Genomic DNA, 15,466 nt, shown 5'->3' with positions numbered 1-15,466 from the left:
GCTCTGTTACCGCCGAGTAGGCGATGTCTCCTGACCGAACTTACAACCCCGCCCGACCGCCGCCGCCACGACGTACGAGATCCTCCGACGCAGTGACGATCTCGGCATCGAGCTCTGCCGTTCTGCGACGCAGGAAACGATCGAGTGCGGCCGTGGCGCGGGGAATGGCCTTGCGTGATTCGGCGGCAGCGGACACGGTCGGCAGCTCGGGCAGCGGGCCGCCGTGCCACACCCCCAACGCCGATGCGAGCACCGGCAGAATCTGCTGCGCCGCGAGCTCGTAGCCGGCGGCCGACGGGTGGAAGCGGTCCGCGGAGAACATGGTGTCGGGTGCCGCGAGAAACTCGGGCGAGAGCAGATCCGCCAGTGCCACCGGATGCCCGCCTGCGCTCAGCGTGCGGGCCGTCTGCGCGTGCGCAAGACGTCGACCCCAATTGCGGACGACGGTGCGCAGCGGCTGCGGAATGGCCGTCACGACACCGAGATCGGGGCACGTACCCACCGCGACGACGCAGCCCTTTGCCGTCAATCGTTCGACCGCGTCGCCCAACCGGGCCGCGGACGCCGCAATGGAGAACTTCTTGGTGACGTCGTTCGCGCCGACGAAGATGACCGCCGCGTCCGGGGGCGGGCCCGCGACGAACATCGCGTCGACCTGGCCTTCGAGTCCCTTCGAGGTGGCACCGGCAATTGCTTTGGTGCTCAATCGAATTCGTTGCCCGGTTTCCTCGGCCAGGCCGCGGGCGAGCAGCACGCCGGGAACTTCGTCGGCGACGATGCAGCCCACGCCCGCTGCAGTGGAGTCGCCGAAGATCATCAGATGAATATCTGCTGAATTTCCCATCCGCCACCGTTCCGGGGCCGCGCATCCCGCCGTGTAGACGCCGTCGGCCTCCGGTGGTTTGGCGGTGGTGCGCCCGATGACACCACGAGCCGCAGCGGCCTGCGCCATCAGATGTCGGTACGCGGCCCAGGACGCAGTCCCTGCTCCGGAGCCTGCGAGAACCGTCGCGGCGCTCGCTTTCGCAGCGGTACGCCATCCGCTCGCCGTCACAGATCGATCCCTCTCGTCGCGCCGTCGACACCATCGTATGCGGGGTGTCGACGGCCGTGACCGAGAGTCGAATACCCGCATCTGGGAAGATGGTGCAATGCGCATCGCACAGCACATCACCGAACTCATCGGCAACACCCCGTTGGTGAAGTTGTCCACCGTCGTCGGCGACGGTGCAGGCACAGTCGCGGCCAAGATCGAGTACCTCAACCCGGGTGGTTCGTCGAAGGACCGCATCGCGGTCAAGATGATCGACGCGGCCGAGGCAGCCGGCGAACTGAAGCCCGGCGGCACCATCGTCGAGCCCACGTCCGGCAACACCGGTGTCGGTCTCGCACTGGTAGCTCAGCAGCGCGGCTACAAGTGCGTGTTCGTGTGCCCCGACAAGGTCGGCGAGGACAAGCGCAACGTGCTGCGCGCCTACGGAGCCGAGGTCGTCGTCTGCCCGACGGCCGTCGCACCGGAGGACCCCAACAGCTACTACAGCGTCTCCGATCGGCTCGTCCGCGAGATCGACGGAGCCTGGAAGCCCAATCAGTACGCCAACCCCGCAGGCCCGGCCAGCCACTACGAGAGCACCGGTCCCGAGATCTGGGCCGACACCGACGGAAAGATCACTCACTTCGTCGCAGGCGTCGGCACCGGTGGCACCATCTCCGGCACCGGCAAGTACCTCAAGGAGGTCTCCGGCGGCAAGGTCAAGGTCATCGGCGTCGACCCCGAGGGGTCGGTGTATTCCGGTGGTACGGGACGCCCGTACCTCGTCGAGGGCGTCGGCGAGGACTTCTGGCCGACCGCGTACGACCCGTCCATCCCGGACGAGATCATCGCCGTCTCCGACGCCGATTCGTTCGATATGACCCGTCGCCTCGCACGGGAAGAAGGCCTGCTGGTCGGCGGCTCGTGCGGCATGGCTGCCGTCGGCGCAATCCAGGTCGCCGAGCGTGAAGGTCCCGACGCACTGGTCGTCGTTCTGCTGCCCGACGGCGGACGCGGCTACCTGGCGAAGATCTTCAACGACTCGTGGATGTCGTCGTACGGATTCCTGCGGTCCAGGTTGGACGGCAAAACCAAGGAGACCTCCGTCGGCGCAGTGCTGCGCGGAAAGTCCGGCGCGCTCCCGGATCTGGTGCACACCCACCCGTCGGAAACCGTGCGCGACGCCATCGAGATCCTGCGCGAGTACGGCGTCTCGCAGATGCCCGTCGTCGGTGCCGAGCCGCCCGTCATGGCAGGCGAGGTGGCCGGCAGTGTCACCGAGCGTGATCTGCTCAGTGCCGTGTTCGAGGGTCGCGCCGCGTTGGCAGACCCGGTCGCCAAGCACATGAGTTCGCCGTTCCCGCTGATCGGCGCAGGCGAAACCGTCTCCGACGCCACCAAGGCACTCGGCGAATCCGATGCGCTGATGGTCGTCGAAGAAGGCAAGCCCGTCGGCGTCATCACGCGCCACGATCTGCTCGGATTCCTCAGCAAGGGTGCCTAGGCCTCGTGCGCGTTTTGCGTACTCAGAAGGACGCAAAACGCGCACGTGGGCGTAACCCGCTGCATTACGTCGAGTCCGGAGACGGTCCGGAAGTGCTGTTTCTGCACGGCAACCCGACATCGTCGTATCTCTGGCGCAATGTGATCGATATCGTCGCACCTGCCGGCTATCGCTGTATTGCCGTCGATCTCGTCGGGATGGGTCGCTCAGGCGCGTCGTCCTCGGGCTACCGTCTGGTCGACCACATCGCCCACGTCGGTGAATTCATCGACGAACTCGGTCTGTCCGACGTCACTCTCGTCGGCCACGACTGGGGCGCTGTCATTGCTCTCGCTCTCGCCCGCTCGGATCCGGGCAGGGTGCGCGGCGTAGCGGTGATGGAGGGTCATATTCATCCCATCGATAACTGGGACGACATGGACGACGGCGCAAGAGAACTGTTCTCGGCGTTGCGAACTGTCGGTGTGGGTGAGCGAATGGTGTTCGAGGACAACGTCATGATCGAGGCAGTGCTGCCATCGGGAATCCTTCGGTCACTGAGTCCCGACGAGATGGATGCCTACCGTCGGCCATTCACGGATCCGGCCTCGCGCACACCGATGCTGCAGTGGGCCCGTGAAATTCCGATCGCAGGGGAGCCGTCGGATGTCGTCTCGATCGTGACGAGCAACCAACAGGTGTTCGTGGATGCAACGATGCCGACCTTGCTCATGCACGGCACTCCTGGTGCGGTTGTCGGCCGCACCGAAGTCGAGTGGTGCCGAAACCATGGACGCGCGATGACGATCGTCGACGTGGGCAGAGGCACGCACTTTCTTCCCGAGGATCAACCCGCTGCAACAGCCGACGCCCTCCTGGGCTGGCTGGGCGCCGGCCGCTCTACCGCACCGCGCTGGAGCCCGTCAGAGCCTGCCCGATCACGAGTTGATGGACCTCGGATGTGCCCTCGTAGGTGAGGACGGATTCGAGGTTGTTGGCGTGTCGGAGCACCGGGTATTCCAGCGTGATTCCGTTGGCCCCCAATATCGTTCGGCATTCACGAGCAATTTTGATGGCCTCGCGCACGTTGTTGAGCTTGCCGAGTGACACTCGCTCGCCCGGCAGTTCGCCTTTGTCCTTGAGTCGGCCCAGGTGCAGGGCGAGCAGCTGACCCTTGCCGAGTTCGAGGGCCATGTTGGCGAGCTTGGCCTGGGTGAGCTGGTATCCGGCAAGTGGCTTGTCGAACACCGCGCGAGTCTGCGAGTACTCGATCGCCGATTCGATGCAATCCCGCGCCGCGCCCATCGCGCCGAAGACGATGCCGAAGCGCGCCTCGTTGAGGCAACTCAACGGTCCGCTCAGACCGCGGGCCTCGGGCAGCATCGCGTCTGCGGGGAGTCGGACGTCGTCGAACACCAATTCGCCGGTGATCGACGCACGCAGCGACAACTTCTTCTTGACCGTGTTGGCGGTGAATCCCGGTGTATCGGTGGGAACGACGAATCCGCGGATCTTGTCCTCGGTCTGGGCCCACACGACGGCGACATCGGCGACGGGTCCGTTGGTGATCCACATCTTGCTGCCGTTGAGGATCCAGTCGTCACCGTCGCGCTTGGCGCGGGTGAGCATGCCGCCCGGGTTCGATCCGAAGTCGGCCTCGGTGAGCCCGAAGCAGCCGATCAGCGATCCCTCGGCCATGCCCGGAAGCCACTGCTGCTTCTGCTCCTCGGAGCCGTACTTCCAGATGGCGAACATCGCCAGCGAGCCCTGCACCGACACCAGCGATCGGATGCCGGAGTCGATCGCTTCGAGCTCGAGGCAGGCCAGGCCGTACGCCGTCGCGGACGTTCCGGCGCAGCCGTATCCCTCGAGGTGCATGCCCAACAGGCCGAGCGAGCCCAGTTCCTTGGCCAGTTCACGCGCCGGCACGGTGCCCTCGTCGAACCAGTCGGCGATGTGCGGACGGATGCGCTCGTTGCCGAACTTGCGGACGGTGTCCCGGATCTGGCGCTCCTCGTCGTCGAGAAGTGAATCGATCGCGAACAGTTCGTCGACGCTCTGGGAGTTGGCCACGGTGCCTCTTTCCGCTGGGGGTTGTCTTCGCAGGTTACCCACGACCCCGCGCGGCCACGCAGGCCGATTAGTGTGGAGGCCATGAGTGAGCAGCGCAGCAAGGCAGACAACACTTCCTGGCAGGGCTTTTCCACCAAGGCAGTGCATGCCGGGTACGAGCCCGATCCGCAGACCGGCGCGGTGAACGTGCCGATCTACGCCAGCTCCACCTTCGCGCAGGACGGCGTCGGCGGCATGCGCAGCGGATTCGAGTACGCGCGCACCGGCAACCCGACGCGTCGGCCGCTCGAAGCCAATCTCGCGGCCATCGAATCCGGCACCTATGGTCGCGCGTTCTCCTCGGGCATGGCGGCGACGGACTGCCTGCTGCGCTCGGCGCTGCGTCCCGGCGATCACCTCGTCATCCCCAACGACGCCTACGGCGGCACGTACCGATTGATCGACAAGGTCTTCACCCAGTGGGGCATCGAGTACTCGGTGGCCGCAGTGTCGGACGTCGACGAGGTCCGCGCGGCGATGCGTCCGAACACCAAGCTCGTCTGGGTCGAGACGCCCACCAACCCGCTACTCAACGTCGGTGACATCGAGGCGCTCTCGGGCGTCGCGCACGAGGGCGGGGCCAAGCTCGTCGTCGACAACACCTTCGCGTCCCCGTACCTCCAGCAGCCTCTGAGTCTCGGTGCCGACGTGGTGCTGCACTCGACCACCAAATACATCGGTGGTCACTCCGATGTGGTCGGCGGCGCACTGGTGACCGACAGCGAGGAACTGGACACGGCCTTCGCGTTCCTGCAGAACGGCGCGGGCGGGGTTCCCGGACCGTTCGACGCGTTCCTGACCCTGCGCGGCATCAAGACTCTTGCGCTGCGGATGGAGCGACACAGCGACAACGCCGAGAAGATCGTCGAATTCCTCGACGGGCATCCGGCCATCTCGCAGGTCATCTACCCGGGGCTCGAATCCCACCCGTCCCACGCGGTCGCCGCGAGGCAGATGCGACGCTTCGGCGGCATGGTGTCGGTGCGTCTGGCCGGCGGCAAGCAGGCGGCGCTGGACTTCTGCGCGAAGACCGAGATCTTCACCCTCGCCGAGTCGCTCGGCGGCGTCGAATCGTTGATCGAACACCCCGGCGCGATGACGCATGCCTCGACGGCCGGTTCGTTGCTCGAGGTGCCCGACGACTTGGTGCGGCTGTCGGTCGGCATCGAGGACGGTGCCGATCTGGTCGGTGACGTGGAGCAAGCGCTGGCATGATCGTCGCACTGATCGACTCGGGCCTGGGGATGCTCCCGACGGCTGCGCGGCTGAGACACGCGCGCCCCGAGCTAGATCTGGTGCTGATGATGGACCCCGACAACGCTCCGTGGGGACCCAAGCCGGACGGGTGGGTCGTCGACCGGGTGGTCGGCACAGCGCAGCACGCCGTCGAACTCGGTGCCGAGGTGGTGGTGCTTCCGTGCAACACCGCCAGTGTGACGGCGCTGAGTCACGTTCGGGCCGCGCTCGGTGACACGATTCCGGTGGTCGGTACCGTTCCGGCGATCAAACCCGCTGCCGCGGTGAGCGATCGGATCGCTATCTGGGCGACGGCGGCCACAACCGCGAGCGCCTATCAGGGACGTTTGATCGAGCAGTTCGCGTCGCACCGGACGGTGACGAGCGTGGCGTGCCACGGTCTGGCGGATTCGATCGATCGCGGTGACGCGCGGGGGATCGGTGCCGCCATTGCCGCGGCCGTGGCAGCCACCCCCGCCGACGTCGAGTCGATCGTGCTGGGTTGCACGCACTACCCGCTGGTGCTCGACGAGATCGTGGCGCAGTTGCCCACCGAGGTGACGATGTTCGACAGCGCCGAGGCGGTTGCCAACCAGACGGTGCGACGCGTCGACGAAGTCGGTTCGAGCGATTCGGGCACCGGCCGTGTGTCGGTGTGGTTGAGCGGAATCGAGGGCGGGTTGCCTGCGAGTGCGCAGCGGTACCGCGAAGCAAAGCTGCTGCGGGGCGACGCACGAGCAGAGCAATACTGACCGTCGGGGAATGCGGGACGCTCCCGAACGTTGTCTTTCACTGAGCTAACGGTTACTGCGGTGAAGGGAAACACATGGTCGGCGTGGACACTCGGAGTCCAACGGGGCGGACGGCGGTGCGCATGCCGCATCGATATGCGTTCTGGGTTGTCGGCGTCGCCTTCATCGTCCTGATGGCGTCCTCGGCGGCACCGTCTCCGCTGTACCCGGTGTACCAGCAGTCGTGGGGATTCAGCGCGATCACGCTCACCGTCATCTTCGCCGTCTACGCGGTGGCGCTGCTGGCGACACTGCTCACGGTCGGAAGCCTGTCGGACCACATCGGCCGCAAGCCGATTCTCATCACATCGCTGCTGTTGCTCGTCGTGAGCCTGGTGCTGTTCATCGTCGCCGACAGCGTTCCGCTTCTCATAGCGGCACGCGTCGTGCAGGGAATCGCCGCAGGCGCGGCCACGGGAGCGATGAGCGCGGCCGTCATCGATCTGCAGCCCAACACCTCCACCGGGCCGTTGCTCAACAGTGTCGCCCCCTCCCTCGGTCTGGCAGGTGGTGCGCTCGGTGCCGGGCTGCTGGTCCAGCTGGCCCCCGCGCCCGAAATACTGGTTTTCGTACTGCTGATCGTCGCGGCCCTGACCCTGGCCGTCGCGCTGCTGTTCGTCCCAGAGACCTCGGTATTGCGCGGCTTCGATTCCCGCCGCCACCTCGCGTCGACCCTGCTGCCGAGAATGTCGATCCCGAAGTCGGTGCGGGCACCTTTCCTTCTCATCGCCCCCGCTCTGTTCGCTACCTGGTCTCTCGGTGGCTTCCACCTCTCGCTCGGGCCCTCGATCGTCGGCGGCGTCTTCGGTATCGACAACCACATCGTCGGCGGGCTGGAAATCTTCGCACTGTTCGCCTCGGGCGCAGTGGCAGCTGCGGTGGTGCGCAACGGGTTCCCTCGTACGGTGATGATGACCGGCGCGACGGTGTTGGCGGCAGGCGTCGCGCTGACCCTGGTGTCGGTGCAGATCGAGTCGGTAGCGATGTACTTCGTCGGGGCCGTCATCGCCGGATCGGGCTGGGGAGCAACATTTCTCGGTGCGATGCGCACCCTCGGTGCCCTGGTACCCGCCGCACAGCGCGGCGGGGTGTTCGCCACGACGTTCGTCATCAGCTACCTCGCCTTCAGCGTGCCCGCCGTGGTCGCCGGATTGTCGGTGCACCGGCTGGGGCTGAGCACGACGGTGGAGGTGTACGGCGCGTTCGTCATCGCGATGGCGTTGCTCTCGGTTCTCGGATTCTCGCTGGCGCAGCGGCGAGATCGGTAGTGCGGCAGAGTCTGTGAGTCTTCCTCTGCCGAGGGTGAGCGAGTACTCCTACCCGATCGGGTAGTTCGGTCGGGTCGTTGGCAGGGTTCCCGCCTCGAGGTGTTCCCAACCCGGTGCCTGGCAGTGGAGTGTGGTCATCAGTGAGACGCCGATCACAGTGGAAGGCGTCTTGTCACTCACACTCACCGAGGAGACACCGATGGTTATCGAGCTCAATCAGATCTGGGAATTCCCCATCAAGGAGTTTCACCCGCTGCCGCGCGCCAAGCTCGGAGTCGGCGCACACGACATGATCGGCGTCGAGGCCAAGGAACTCGGGTTCAAGCGGTCGTTGCTCGTCACGACGGGTCTGCGCGGGTCCGGAATCATCGAGGAACTGATCGGCAAGATCGAGTACCAGGGCGTCGAGGTGGTCCTCTACGACAAGGTCGAGTCCAATCCCAAGGACTACAACGTCATGGACGGTGCCGCGCTGTACCAGAAGGAGAAGTGCGACAGCGTCATCTCCGTCGGTGGTGGCTCGAGCCACGACGCGGCCAAGGGTATCCGCGTCGTCGTTGCACACGACGGCCGCAACATCAACGAGTTCGAGGGCTTCTCCAAGTCCACCAACAAGCAGAACCCGCCGCACATCGCCGTATCGACCACTGCCGGAACGGGTTCGGAGACATCCTGGGCCTACGTGATCACCGACACCTCGGACATGGAGAAGCCGCACAAGTGGCTCGCCTTCGACGAGGCGTCGACACCGACTCTGGCACTGGACGATCCGCTGCTCTACTACACCTGCCCCCAGCAGTGGACCGCGTTCTGTGGCTTCGACGTCCTCGCACACGGTGCCGAGCCGTACGTCTCGCGTCTGGACTTCGCGCCGTCGCTGGGCAATGCGATCTACTCGATCGGGCTGGTCTCCAAGCATCTTCGTGAGGCCGTGTACGACCCGGGCAACCTGAAGGCTCGCGAGGGCATGATGAACGCCCAGTACATCGCCACGCAGGCCTTCAACTCCGGCGGACTCGGCGTCATCCACTCGATCTCGCACGCGATCAGCGCGTTCTACGACAGCGCTCACGGCCTCAACAACGCCATCGCTCTGCCGCGCGTGTGGGAGTACAACCTGCCCTCGCGCTACGAGCGCTACGCCGAGATCGCCGTGGCCATGGGCGTCGACACGAAGAACATGACCACCGTGCAGGCGGCCGATGCTGCCGTCGAAGCCGCCATCCGGCTCGCCAAGGATGTCGGAATTCCCGACAACTTCGGCTCCATCCGTTCGGCGACGTACGACAAGAACCGGATGAACACCGGCAAGTACGCGGGCAAGGGCGACGTGATCAAGGGCGACGAGAAGTCGGTTCTGAAGATCTCCGAGCACATCCAGGAGGACTGGTGCACCCCGGGCAACCCCCGTGAGGTCACCGTGGAGTCGATGATTCCCGTCGTTTCTCACGCGATCAACGAGTCGTACTAACCGCCACCCATGTGAGCGGAACTTCGTAGCAGGGTACGAAGTTCCGCTCACATGCGGCGCAGCCGCCTTCCGAAGGGAAACACATGACCTCGCTGTCGACAGTGCGCAACGACGACACCGGCACCGTTCGATTCACCGACGCCGCGGATCTGCAGCGCGCGCTCGGCGAGCAGGACTACATCGCCGACGACGACCTCGCCACCGTGGTGCATCTGGCGACAGCACTCGACCGTCCGCTCCTGCTCGAAGGCCCTGCGGGCGTGGGCAAAACCGAGCTGGCCAAGTCCCTCGCCGCGGCGAGCGGCCGCAAGCTGGTTCGGCTGCAGTGCTACGAGGGTCTCGACGACAACCGAGCCCTCTACGAGTGGGACTACGCCAAGCAGCTGCTGCACGTGCAGATGCTGCGCGAGCACATCGGCGCGCTCACTCAGCACGTCACCGACATCGACGACGCGTCGAAGATGCTCGCTGCCAAGGACTTCGGCCTCTACTCCGAGCCTTTCCTCGCCGTCCGCCCCCTGCTGGAATCGGTGCTCTCGGAGGAGCCGGTGGTGCTCCTGGTCGACGAGGTCGATCGCACCGAGGAATCGATGGAGGCGTTGCTGCTCGAGGTACTCGCGGAGAAGCAGGTGACGATCCCCGAGGTCGGCACGTTCACCGCGCGCAGCGATCCGTGGGTGATATTGACCTCCAACGACACTCGCGAGCTGTCCTCGGCGCTCAAGCGTCGCTGCCTGCACTTCCACCTCGACTATCCGACGGCCGCGCGCGAACGCGAGATCGTCACCGCGCGTGCTCCTGAGGTGCCCGCACACATCGCGGCCGACATCGTCGCACTGGCAACGGAATTGCGTGAGCTACCGCTGCGCAAGAGCCCGTCCATCTCGGAGGTGATCGACGCTGCCCGCATCGCGTCGGTCCTCGGACACACCGACGAGACCCGCAAGTATCTGCTCGCCGCGCTGGTCAAGTACTCGTCGGACATGAAGATCGCCATGGCCGGACCGGTAGCAGAAACATCCTCTGCAGCAACATCACTCGGCACGGTGGCCAACACGACGGCGACGGCCTTTCGAGGACACGGTGGGCGCGACAAGGGCGGCATCGGAATACGACGATGACCGGGCACCGGCCGTTCTCGGCATCGGTGGTGCTGGATGTGTTGGCGGCTGTCTTCGGCCGAACGCTGCGGCGCTTCGGAGTAGCGGCGTCGCCGGCCGAGGTCATCGAGGTACGACGCGTCCTCGGTCTCCTCGGGGGCCGTGACCTCACGATCCTGCGTGCGGCTCTGCGCGCGACGTGCGCCAAGTACGACCACGAACAGCACGGTTTCGATCTCGCCTTCGAGTCGATGTTCGAGGCCCCCATCGACAGTGCCGCGGACGAGCATCGATCGCCGTTGGGTGCACAGGTGGCGGGTGGACTTCCGACGGACCTCGATGTGGGAGCGGACCAGGAGGCCGCCAAGTACGCCGAGTACAACGAGCGTGCCGTCGAGATCGGGGATCTGCTGGATGCGCCCGAGGCCGACAAGGGCTTCAACCCGCACAAGGACGACGACGACATCAGCCTGTCCTCCGAGGATCACGATCTGTCGATCGACACCGACGGCGACATGGGTCGTCGCGGAGTCACCTACACCGTCGACCTGGAGCGGTCCGGATCGACGGCGGCAGGGGAGTTGGCGTCGAGCACCAGCGGAGCGGTTGCAGGACAACTGAACTGGGAGGATCCGGCGAGCATCCTGGCGTGGTTCGACGCCTACGATCCGAGTGGCGTCTACGGCGACGGCGGTGATTCCGGTCCGCTCAGTGCCGCGATGCTGGACCGGATCACCGATGCCGTCGAGGCTTTCGTCGCGGCGCTGGGTGAGCTGACCGGCACGATGTCCTCACCGGTACCGATCGACGGTGCGGCGCAGGCGATGGACCGACACGCCGAGATCGAGCGCGCGAGTCACGAAGTGCTGCGGCACATGCGCGGCACCCCGCGACCGCGGCCGCGCGAGCACTCGCGAGGGCCGTTGGACATGCGGCGCACCGTGCGATCGAGTCTGCGGACCGACGGAATTCCGTTTCGTCTGGTGACGAAGACACCGGTACCGGACAAGGTCCGACTCCTCGTGCTTGCCGACGTCTCACTGTCGGTACGGCCCATCACCGCGTTCACCTTGAGGCTCGCCCAGGCCATGCATGCGCGTGCACATCGATGCACGGTGATGGGGTTCGTCGATGCACCGGTGGACGTGACGACCACCCTGCTCGGCAGTACCGGGGACGGCGCGCTGGCGGCGGTGCTCGCGGATGCGCGTCTGGACCTCGAAGCCAGTAGCGATTACGGCACCACGTTCGCCGATCTGCTCGACTCGCACGCCGAGGTGCTGAACAAGCGCACCGCGGTGATCATCGTCGGCGACGGCCGGTGCAACGGCCGCCCGTCGGGGCTCGACGCGCTGGAGAAGATTCGAAACAAGGTGCATCGCATCGCGTGGATCACCCCGGAAGCGCGCCGCTACTGGGCGCAGGCCGCATGTTCGATGGAGGACTACGAGCAGATCTGTGACCGGGTTGTGGTGGCGAGGGACGGGGAACAGCTGACGGCGCAGGCAGCCGAACTGGGGCATGCGCTGTCGTGACCTGACCGTCAGCGCCCACCACCTACCCGATCGGGTAGGTCGGAACCTGGCCCGGTGCTGGTGGGATTCGACGAACCCCCCTCGTAGGGTTGTAACCTGAATCACATGCCCGGATGTCTCGGGCCGATGGACAGCGAGGGTGTGAACCGTGGACCAGGCCGCTACTGCGAACGTAGGCAAGGCGCTGCACGACCTCGACGACCGACGCGGCCGCGCGGAGGCACCCCGCGTGCTCAAGTTCCATGCCCCGGAGATCGTGTTCGGTCAGGATTCGTTGGGTGAAGTGGCGCACGCGACGCTTCGGTTGGGCGGAGTGCGTCCGCTGGTGGTCACCGATGCCGGTCTGATCGACAGCGGTTGGGCGGGTCAGTTGATCGATCTGCTCACCGCACAGGGCCTGTTTCCCCAGGTGTGGAGCGAACTGACGCCCAACCCCAAGGACGTCGAGATCGAAGCCGGATATGCCGTCTACACCGCGTCGGGCTGCGATGTGCTGGTGGCCATCGGCGGGGGATCGGTGATGGATGCAGCCAAAGGCATTGCGATCCTGGCCGGCAACGGCGGCAGAATCCTCGACTACGAGGGCGTCGACCAGGCCACGCGTCCGATTCCTCCCCTGGTCATGGTGCCGACGACCTCCGGCACCGGTGCCGACGTCTCCCAGTTCTGCATCGTCACCGACACGGCGCGCTCGACGAAGATCACCATTCTCGGCCGGGCTCTGGTCCCCGACATCACCGTGATCGACCCACGTCTGCTCACCACGATGCCCGAATGGCTCAATGCAGCAACGGGTTTGGACGCCCTGACGCACGGAATCGAGGCGTTCGTCTCGCTCGGGCACAATCAGCTCACCGACCACCATGCCCTTCGGGCCATCACCATGGTGATGTCGCAGCTGGCGCGGACCATCGACGAACCCGCCGACATGGTTGCGCGCGGATCGATGGCCCAGGCGAGTCTCGAAGCGGGACTGGCCTTCACCAACGCGATCCTCGGTGCAACGCATGCGATGAGCCACCAGGTGGGCGGGTTGCTCGACCTGCCGCACGGCGTGATCAACGGGGTGCTCCTGCCCCACGTCATTCGCTTCAATGCAGCCGAGGATCCGTTGCCGTACGTGGCCATCGCGACGAGCCTCGGACTGCCCGAGGGTAGCGCGAGTCCGGAAGAGGCCGCGATGGCCGTGGCCGACCGCGTCGACCGACTCGCGCGACAGGTCGGTGTCCCTTCGGGCCTCGCTCAGATCGGCGTCAGTGAGTCGGATCTCGATGTGTTGGCCACCAACGCTTTACACGATGCCTGCATGTCCACCAATCCGCGCTCCGCGACGCACCGCGAGATGGTCGAACTGTTCCGGAGTGCGCTGTGACGTCGGGACCTGATGTGACATCGGGACCCGACCTGTCGCTGTTGACGGGACTGCGCTCGGGCAAGAACACGTTCTATCCCCAGTATCGCGGTGCGGCCGAACGGCTCGAACGCGTCGTCTATGCGCTGGAGCTGATTTCACGGGCGCTGGTGCGGACGGTCGACGGCCCCGAGACGCTGGTGTGCGCGGTCGCGGAAGCAGCGCGTGCCCATCTGAGCGCGCAGTGGGTCGTGTTCGCGCTCGCCGACGGTGCCCTCCCGGATGCCGGTCCCCGGCGGCTGGTGCTCGGACCGGACGCGACGCCGTTTCTGGTCGACAATGTCGAGGGTCCGCCGCTGCCGGACGACGTCATCGACTGCCTCGAGTCGATTCGGACGTCCACCTGCGGTGACGGGCAGACCCCGGTCATCTCGGCCCATCACGCATTCGTGCCGATCGCGTTCGACGGTGGCGTCGTCGGCGCGTTCGCGGCGTGGACCGGCGATCAACGGGTGCTCGACGCCACCGACGCGGCCGTGTTGAGCATTCTGGCGAGTCAAACGGCTGTGGCGCTGCAGAATTCGGCTCTGTTCCAGAGCCGGCGACAGTTGCTCGAACGCACCGAGAACGCGTATGCGCAGGCCCACCGCACAGCAGCGGATCTGGCGGCCCGCAACGCCGAACTCGAAGTGACTCAGCGGCAGCTGGGTGCCGCGCATCGGCATCAGGTGCTCGACGACGAACGGCATCGCATCGCCCGCGAACTGCACGACAGCGTGACGCAGGCCGTGCTGTCCGCGGGGATGCAGATAGAGGTGTGCCGCAGCGACATCCCGGCCGAGGAGCGCGGTGAACGGCTCGATCTGGCCAAGGAGTTGACGCGTCGAGCCGTCGAACAACTGCGGTCTGCGATCTATGCGCTCAACCATCCGCAGGATGCCGATCGAACGTCTCTGCCCGAGATGCTCGAGCAACTCTCGGTGGTACACATGCCCGACGAGTTGCAGGTGTCGTTGCGAGTGGAGGGAACTCCGGTCGAGCTGAGCAGCGAATGCGAGCACGCCCTCCTGCGCATCGCCGGTGAGGCGCTGTTCAACACCGCGGTGCATGCCCACGCGTCGCGGGCAATTCTGAGACTGACCTACTCGCCCGATCAGGTGCAGTTGTCGATAGCCGACGACGGCGACGGCGATCCGGCCCATCTGCGGATGATGCTGCATCTGTCCGAGTCCACCGACGTCGACGGTCGGCATCGAGGGTTGGCGAACATGGCGGCCCGTACCCGCGAGCACGGAGGCGTCTTCGAGATCAGACGTGCCCGTACCGGGGGAGTGCGAGTGACCGTGCGAATCCCGCTCGGCAGCAATCCCCTCGGCAGTACTTCGGAGAAGGGCGACACCCCGTGAGCGTACCGACGATCCGCGAGGGCCAAGGTCAGGTGGCCGCACCCACGGTCCGCATCGTGCTGGTCGACGATCATGCGATTCTGCGCGACGGGCTACGGTCGGTGCTCGAACGCGAGTCGGACCTGACGATCGTGGGGGAAGCGTCGACACGGGAGGAGGGATTGGCCGTCGTCGCGCGGGTGGAGCCCGACATCGTGCTGATGGACCTCAAGCTCTCGGCCAGCTCGGACTACGAGGGCCTTGCCTTGTGTGCGCAATTGGCCAAGGCACACAACGGAATCGGTCTTCTGGTGCTCACGACCTTCCTCGACGACCGGCTCGTGGTGGAGGCGGTGCATGCGGGAGCGCGGGGATACGTGGTCAAGGACGTCGACACCACCGAGCTGGTGCGCGCGATCCGCGCAGTCTCACGAGGCGAGAGCGCCTTCGACTCGCGGAGTGCCTCGGCCGTCGTTCGCTCTCTCAACGGCACACCGAGCAGCATCGAGCGCCTCACCGAGCGCGAACTCGAAGTGCTTCGGCTACTGGCAACGGGATTGTCCAACAACATGATCGGAACGAGACTGTTCATTTCGGCGACGACCGTCAAGTTCCACGTCAGCAACATCATGCGCAAGCTGGCGGTGTCCAGACGAGCCGAGGCCGTGTACGCGGCGAGCAAGCAGGGGCTCATCTAGAAC

At 65.8% G+C, this 15,466-nt stretch carries 13 protein-coding genes; 11 read left to right on the top strand and 2 right to left on the bottom strand.

Annotated elements, in window-relative coordinates; genetic code table 11:
- Positions 1-40: 40 nt before the first annotated feature.
- Positions 41-1,054: an SGNH/GDSL hydrolase family protein gene (locus AB0366_RS00315; RefSeq protein WP_366242264.1), complete on the bottom strand. Its 1,014-nt coding sequence runs from the start codon at positions 1,052-1,054 to the stop codon at positions 41-43.
- Between the two features lie 97 nt (positions 1,055-1,151).
- Between AB0366_RS00315 and AB0366_RS00310 the strand changes: the two genes are divergently transcribed.
- Positions 1,152-2,537, top strand: a complete 1,386-nt coding sequence (locus tag AB0366_RS00310) for a cystathionine beta-synthase (RefSeq protein WP_366242263.1) — start codon at positions 1,152-1,154, stop codon at positions 2,535-2,537.
- Positions 2,538-2,542: 5 nt separating this feature from the next.
- Positions 2,543-3,493 (top strand): haloalkane dehalogenase, encoded by a 951-nt coding sequence (locus AB0366_RS00305; protein WP_366242262.1) that lies wholly within the window; start codon positions 2,543-2,545, stop codon positions 3,491-3,493.
- On the opposite strand, the gene AB0366_RS00300 is transcribed toward AB0366_RS00305, so the two are convergent.
- A complete protein-coding gene (locus tag AB0366_RS00300; RefSeq protein WP_366242261.1) occupies positions 3,417-4,589 on the bottom strand; it encodes an acyl-CoA dehydrogenase family protein in 1,173 nt (390 codons plus the stop codon). The genes AB0366_RS00305 and AB0366_RS00300 overlap by 77 nt on opposite strands.
- Positions 4,590-4,670: 81 nt before the next feature.
- Here AB0366_RS00300 and AB0366_RS00295 point away from each other — a divergent pair, with 81 nt between their 5' ends.
- The 9 genes from AB0366_RS00295 (at position 4,671) to AB0366_RS00255 (ending at position 15,463) form a co-directional block, all read left to right on the top strand.
- Positions 4,671-5,843, top strand: coding sequence for a cystathionine gamma-synthase (locus AB0366_RS00295; RefSeq protein ID WP_366242260.1), 1,173 nt, complete (start codon positions 4,671-4,673; stop codon positions 5,841-5,843).
- Positions 5,840-6,616, top strand: a complete 777-nt coding sequence (locus AB0366_RS00290) for an aspartate/glutamate racemase family protein (RefSeq protein WP_366242259.1) — start codon at positions 5,840-5,842, stop codon at positions 6,614-6,616. Before AB0366_RS00295 ends, AB0366_RS00290 begins: the two co-directional genes overlap by 4 nt.
- 122 nt (positions 6,617-6,738) lie before the next feature.
- Entirely contained in the window at positions 6,739-7,923 is a 1,185-nt protein-coding gene (locus AB0366_RS00285; RefSeq protein ID WP_366242258.1) for an MFS transporter, read from the top strand.
- 199 nt (positions 7,924-8,122) lie between these two features.
- Positions 8,123-9,394, top strand: a complete 1,272-nt coding sequence (gene mdo / locus AB0366_RS00280) for an NDMA-dependent methanol dehydrogenase (RefSeq protein ID WP_032376592.1) — start codon at positions 8,123-8,125, stop codon at positions 9,392-9,394.
- 83 nt (positions 9,395-9,477) lie between these two features.
- Complete coding sequence (locus tag AB0366_RS00275; protein WP_366242257.1) at positions 9,478-10,515, top strand: MoxR family ATPase; 1,038 nt, start codon at positions 9,478-9,480, stop codon at positions 10,513-10,515.
- Positions 10,512-12,029: a VWA domain-containing protein gene (locus AB0366_RS00270; RefSeq protein WP_366242256.1), complete on the top strand. Its 1,518-nt coding sequence runs from the start codon at positions 10,512-10,514 to the stop codon at positions 12,027-12,029. The genes AB0366_RS00275 and AB0366_RS00270 overlap by 4 nt, the downstream gene beginning before the upstream one ends.
- 184 nt (positions 12,030-12,213) lie before the next feature.
- Positions 12,214-13,401, top strand: coding sequence for an iron-containing alcohol dehydrogenase (locus AB0366_RS00265; RefSeq protein WP_366242948.1), 1,188 nt, complete (start codon positions 12,214-12,216; stop codon positions 13,399-13,401).
- 14 nt (positions 13,402-13,415) lie between these two features.
- A complete protein-coding gene (locus AB0366_RS00260; RefSeq protein ID WP_366242255.1) occupies positions 13,416-14,786 on the top strand; it encodes a histidine kinase in 1,371 nt (456 codons plus the stop codon).
- Positions 14,783-15,463 (top strand): response regulator transcription factor, encoded by a 681-nt coding sequence (locus tag AB0366_RS00255; RefSeq protein WP_306436830.1) that lies wholly within the window; start codon positions 14,783-14,785, stop codon positions 15,461-15,463. Before AB0366_RS00260 ends, AB0366_RS00255 begins: the two co-directional genes overlap by 4 nt.
- The last annotated feature ends 3 nt before the right edge of the window (positions 15,464-15,466 follow it).

This window comes from Rhodococcus sp. NPDC076796 (assembly GCF_040702765.1).
Classification (GTDB): domain Bacteria; phylum Actinomycetota; class Actinomycetes; order Mycobacteriales; family Mycobacteriaceae; genus Rhodococcoides.
Note: the sequence above shows the minus strand (reverse complement) of the source record. Positions and strands in the feature narration are given on the sequence as shown.

Bases quoted from the DNA above. Each gene is read 5' to 3' on its own strand.
- AB0366_RS00310 (WP_366242263.1), top strand. From the start codon at position 1,152: ATGCGCATCGCACAGCACATCACCGAACTCATCGGCAACACCCCGTTG.
- AB0366_RS00295 (WP_366242260.1), top strand. From the start codon at position 4,671: ATGAGTGAGCAGCGCAGCAAGGCAGACAACACTTCCTGGCAGGGCTTT.
- AB0366_RS00290 (WP_366242259.1), top strand. From the start codon at position 5,840: ATGATCGTCGCACTGATCGACTCGGGCCTGGGGATGCTCCCGACGGCT.
- AB0366_RS00285 (WP_366242258.1), top strand. From the start codon at position 6,739: ATGCCGCATCGATATGCGTTCTGGGTTGTCGGCGTCGCCTTCATCGTC.
- mdo (WP_032376592.1), top strand. From the start codon at position 8,123: ATGGTTATCGAGCTCAATCAGATCTGGGAATTCCCCATCAAGGAGTTT.
- AB0366_RS00275 (WP_366242257.1), top strand. From the start codon at position 9,478: ATGACCTCGCTGTCGACAGTGCGCAACGACGACACCGGCACCGTTCGA.
- AB0366_RS00270 (WP_366242256.1), top strand. From the start codon at position 10,512: ATGACCGGGCACCGGCCGTTCTCGGCATCGGTGGTGCTGGATGTGTTG.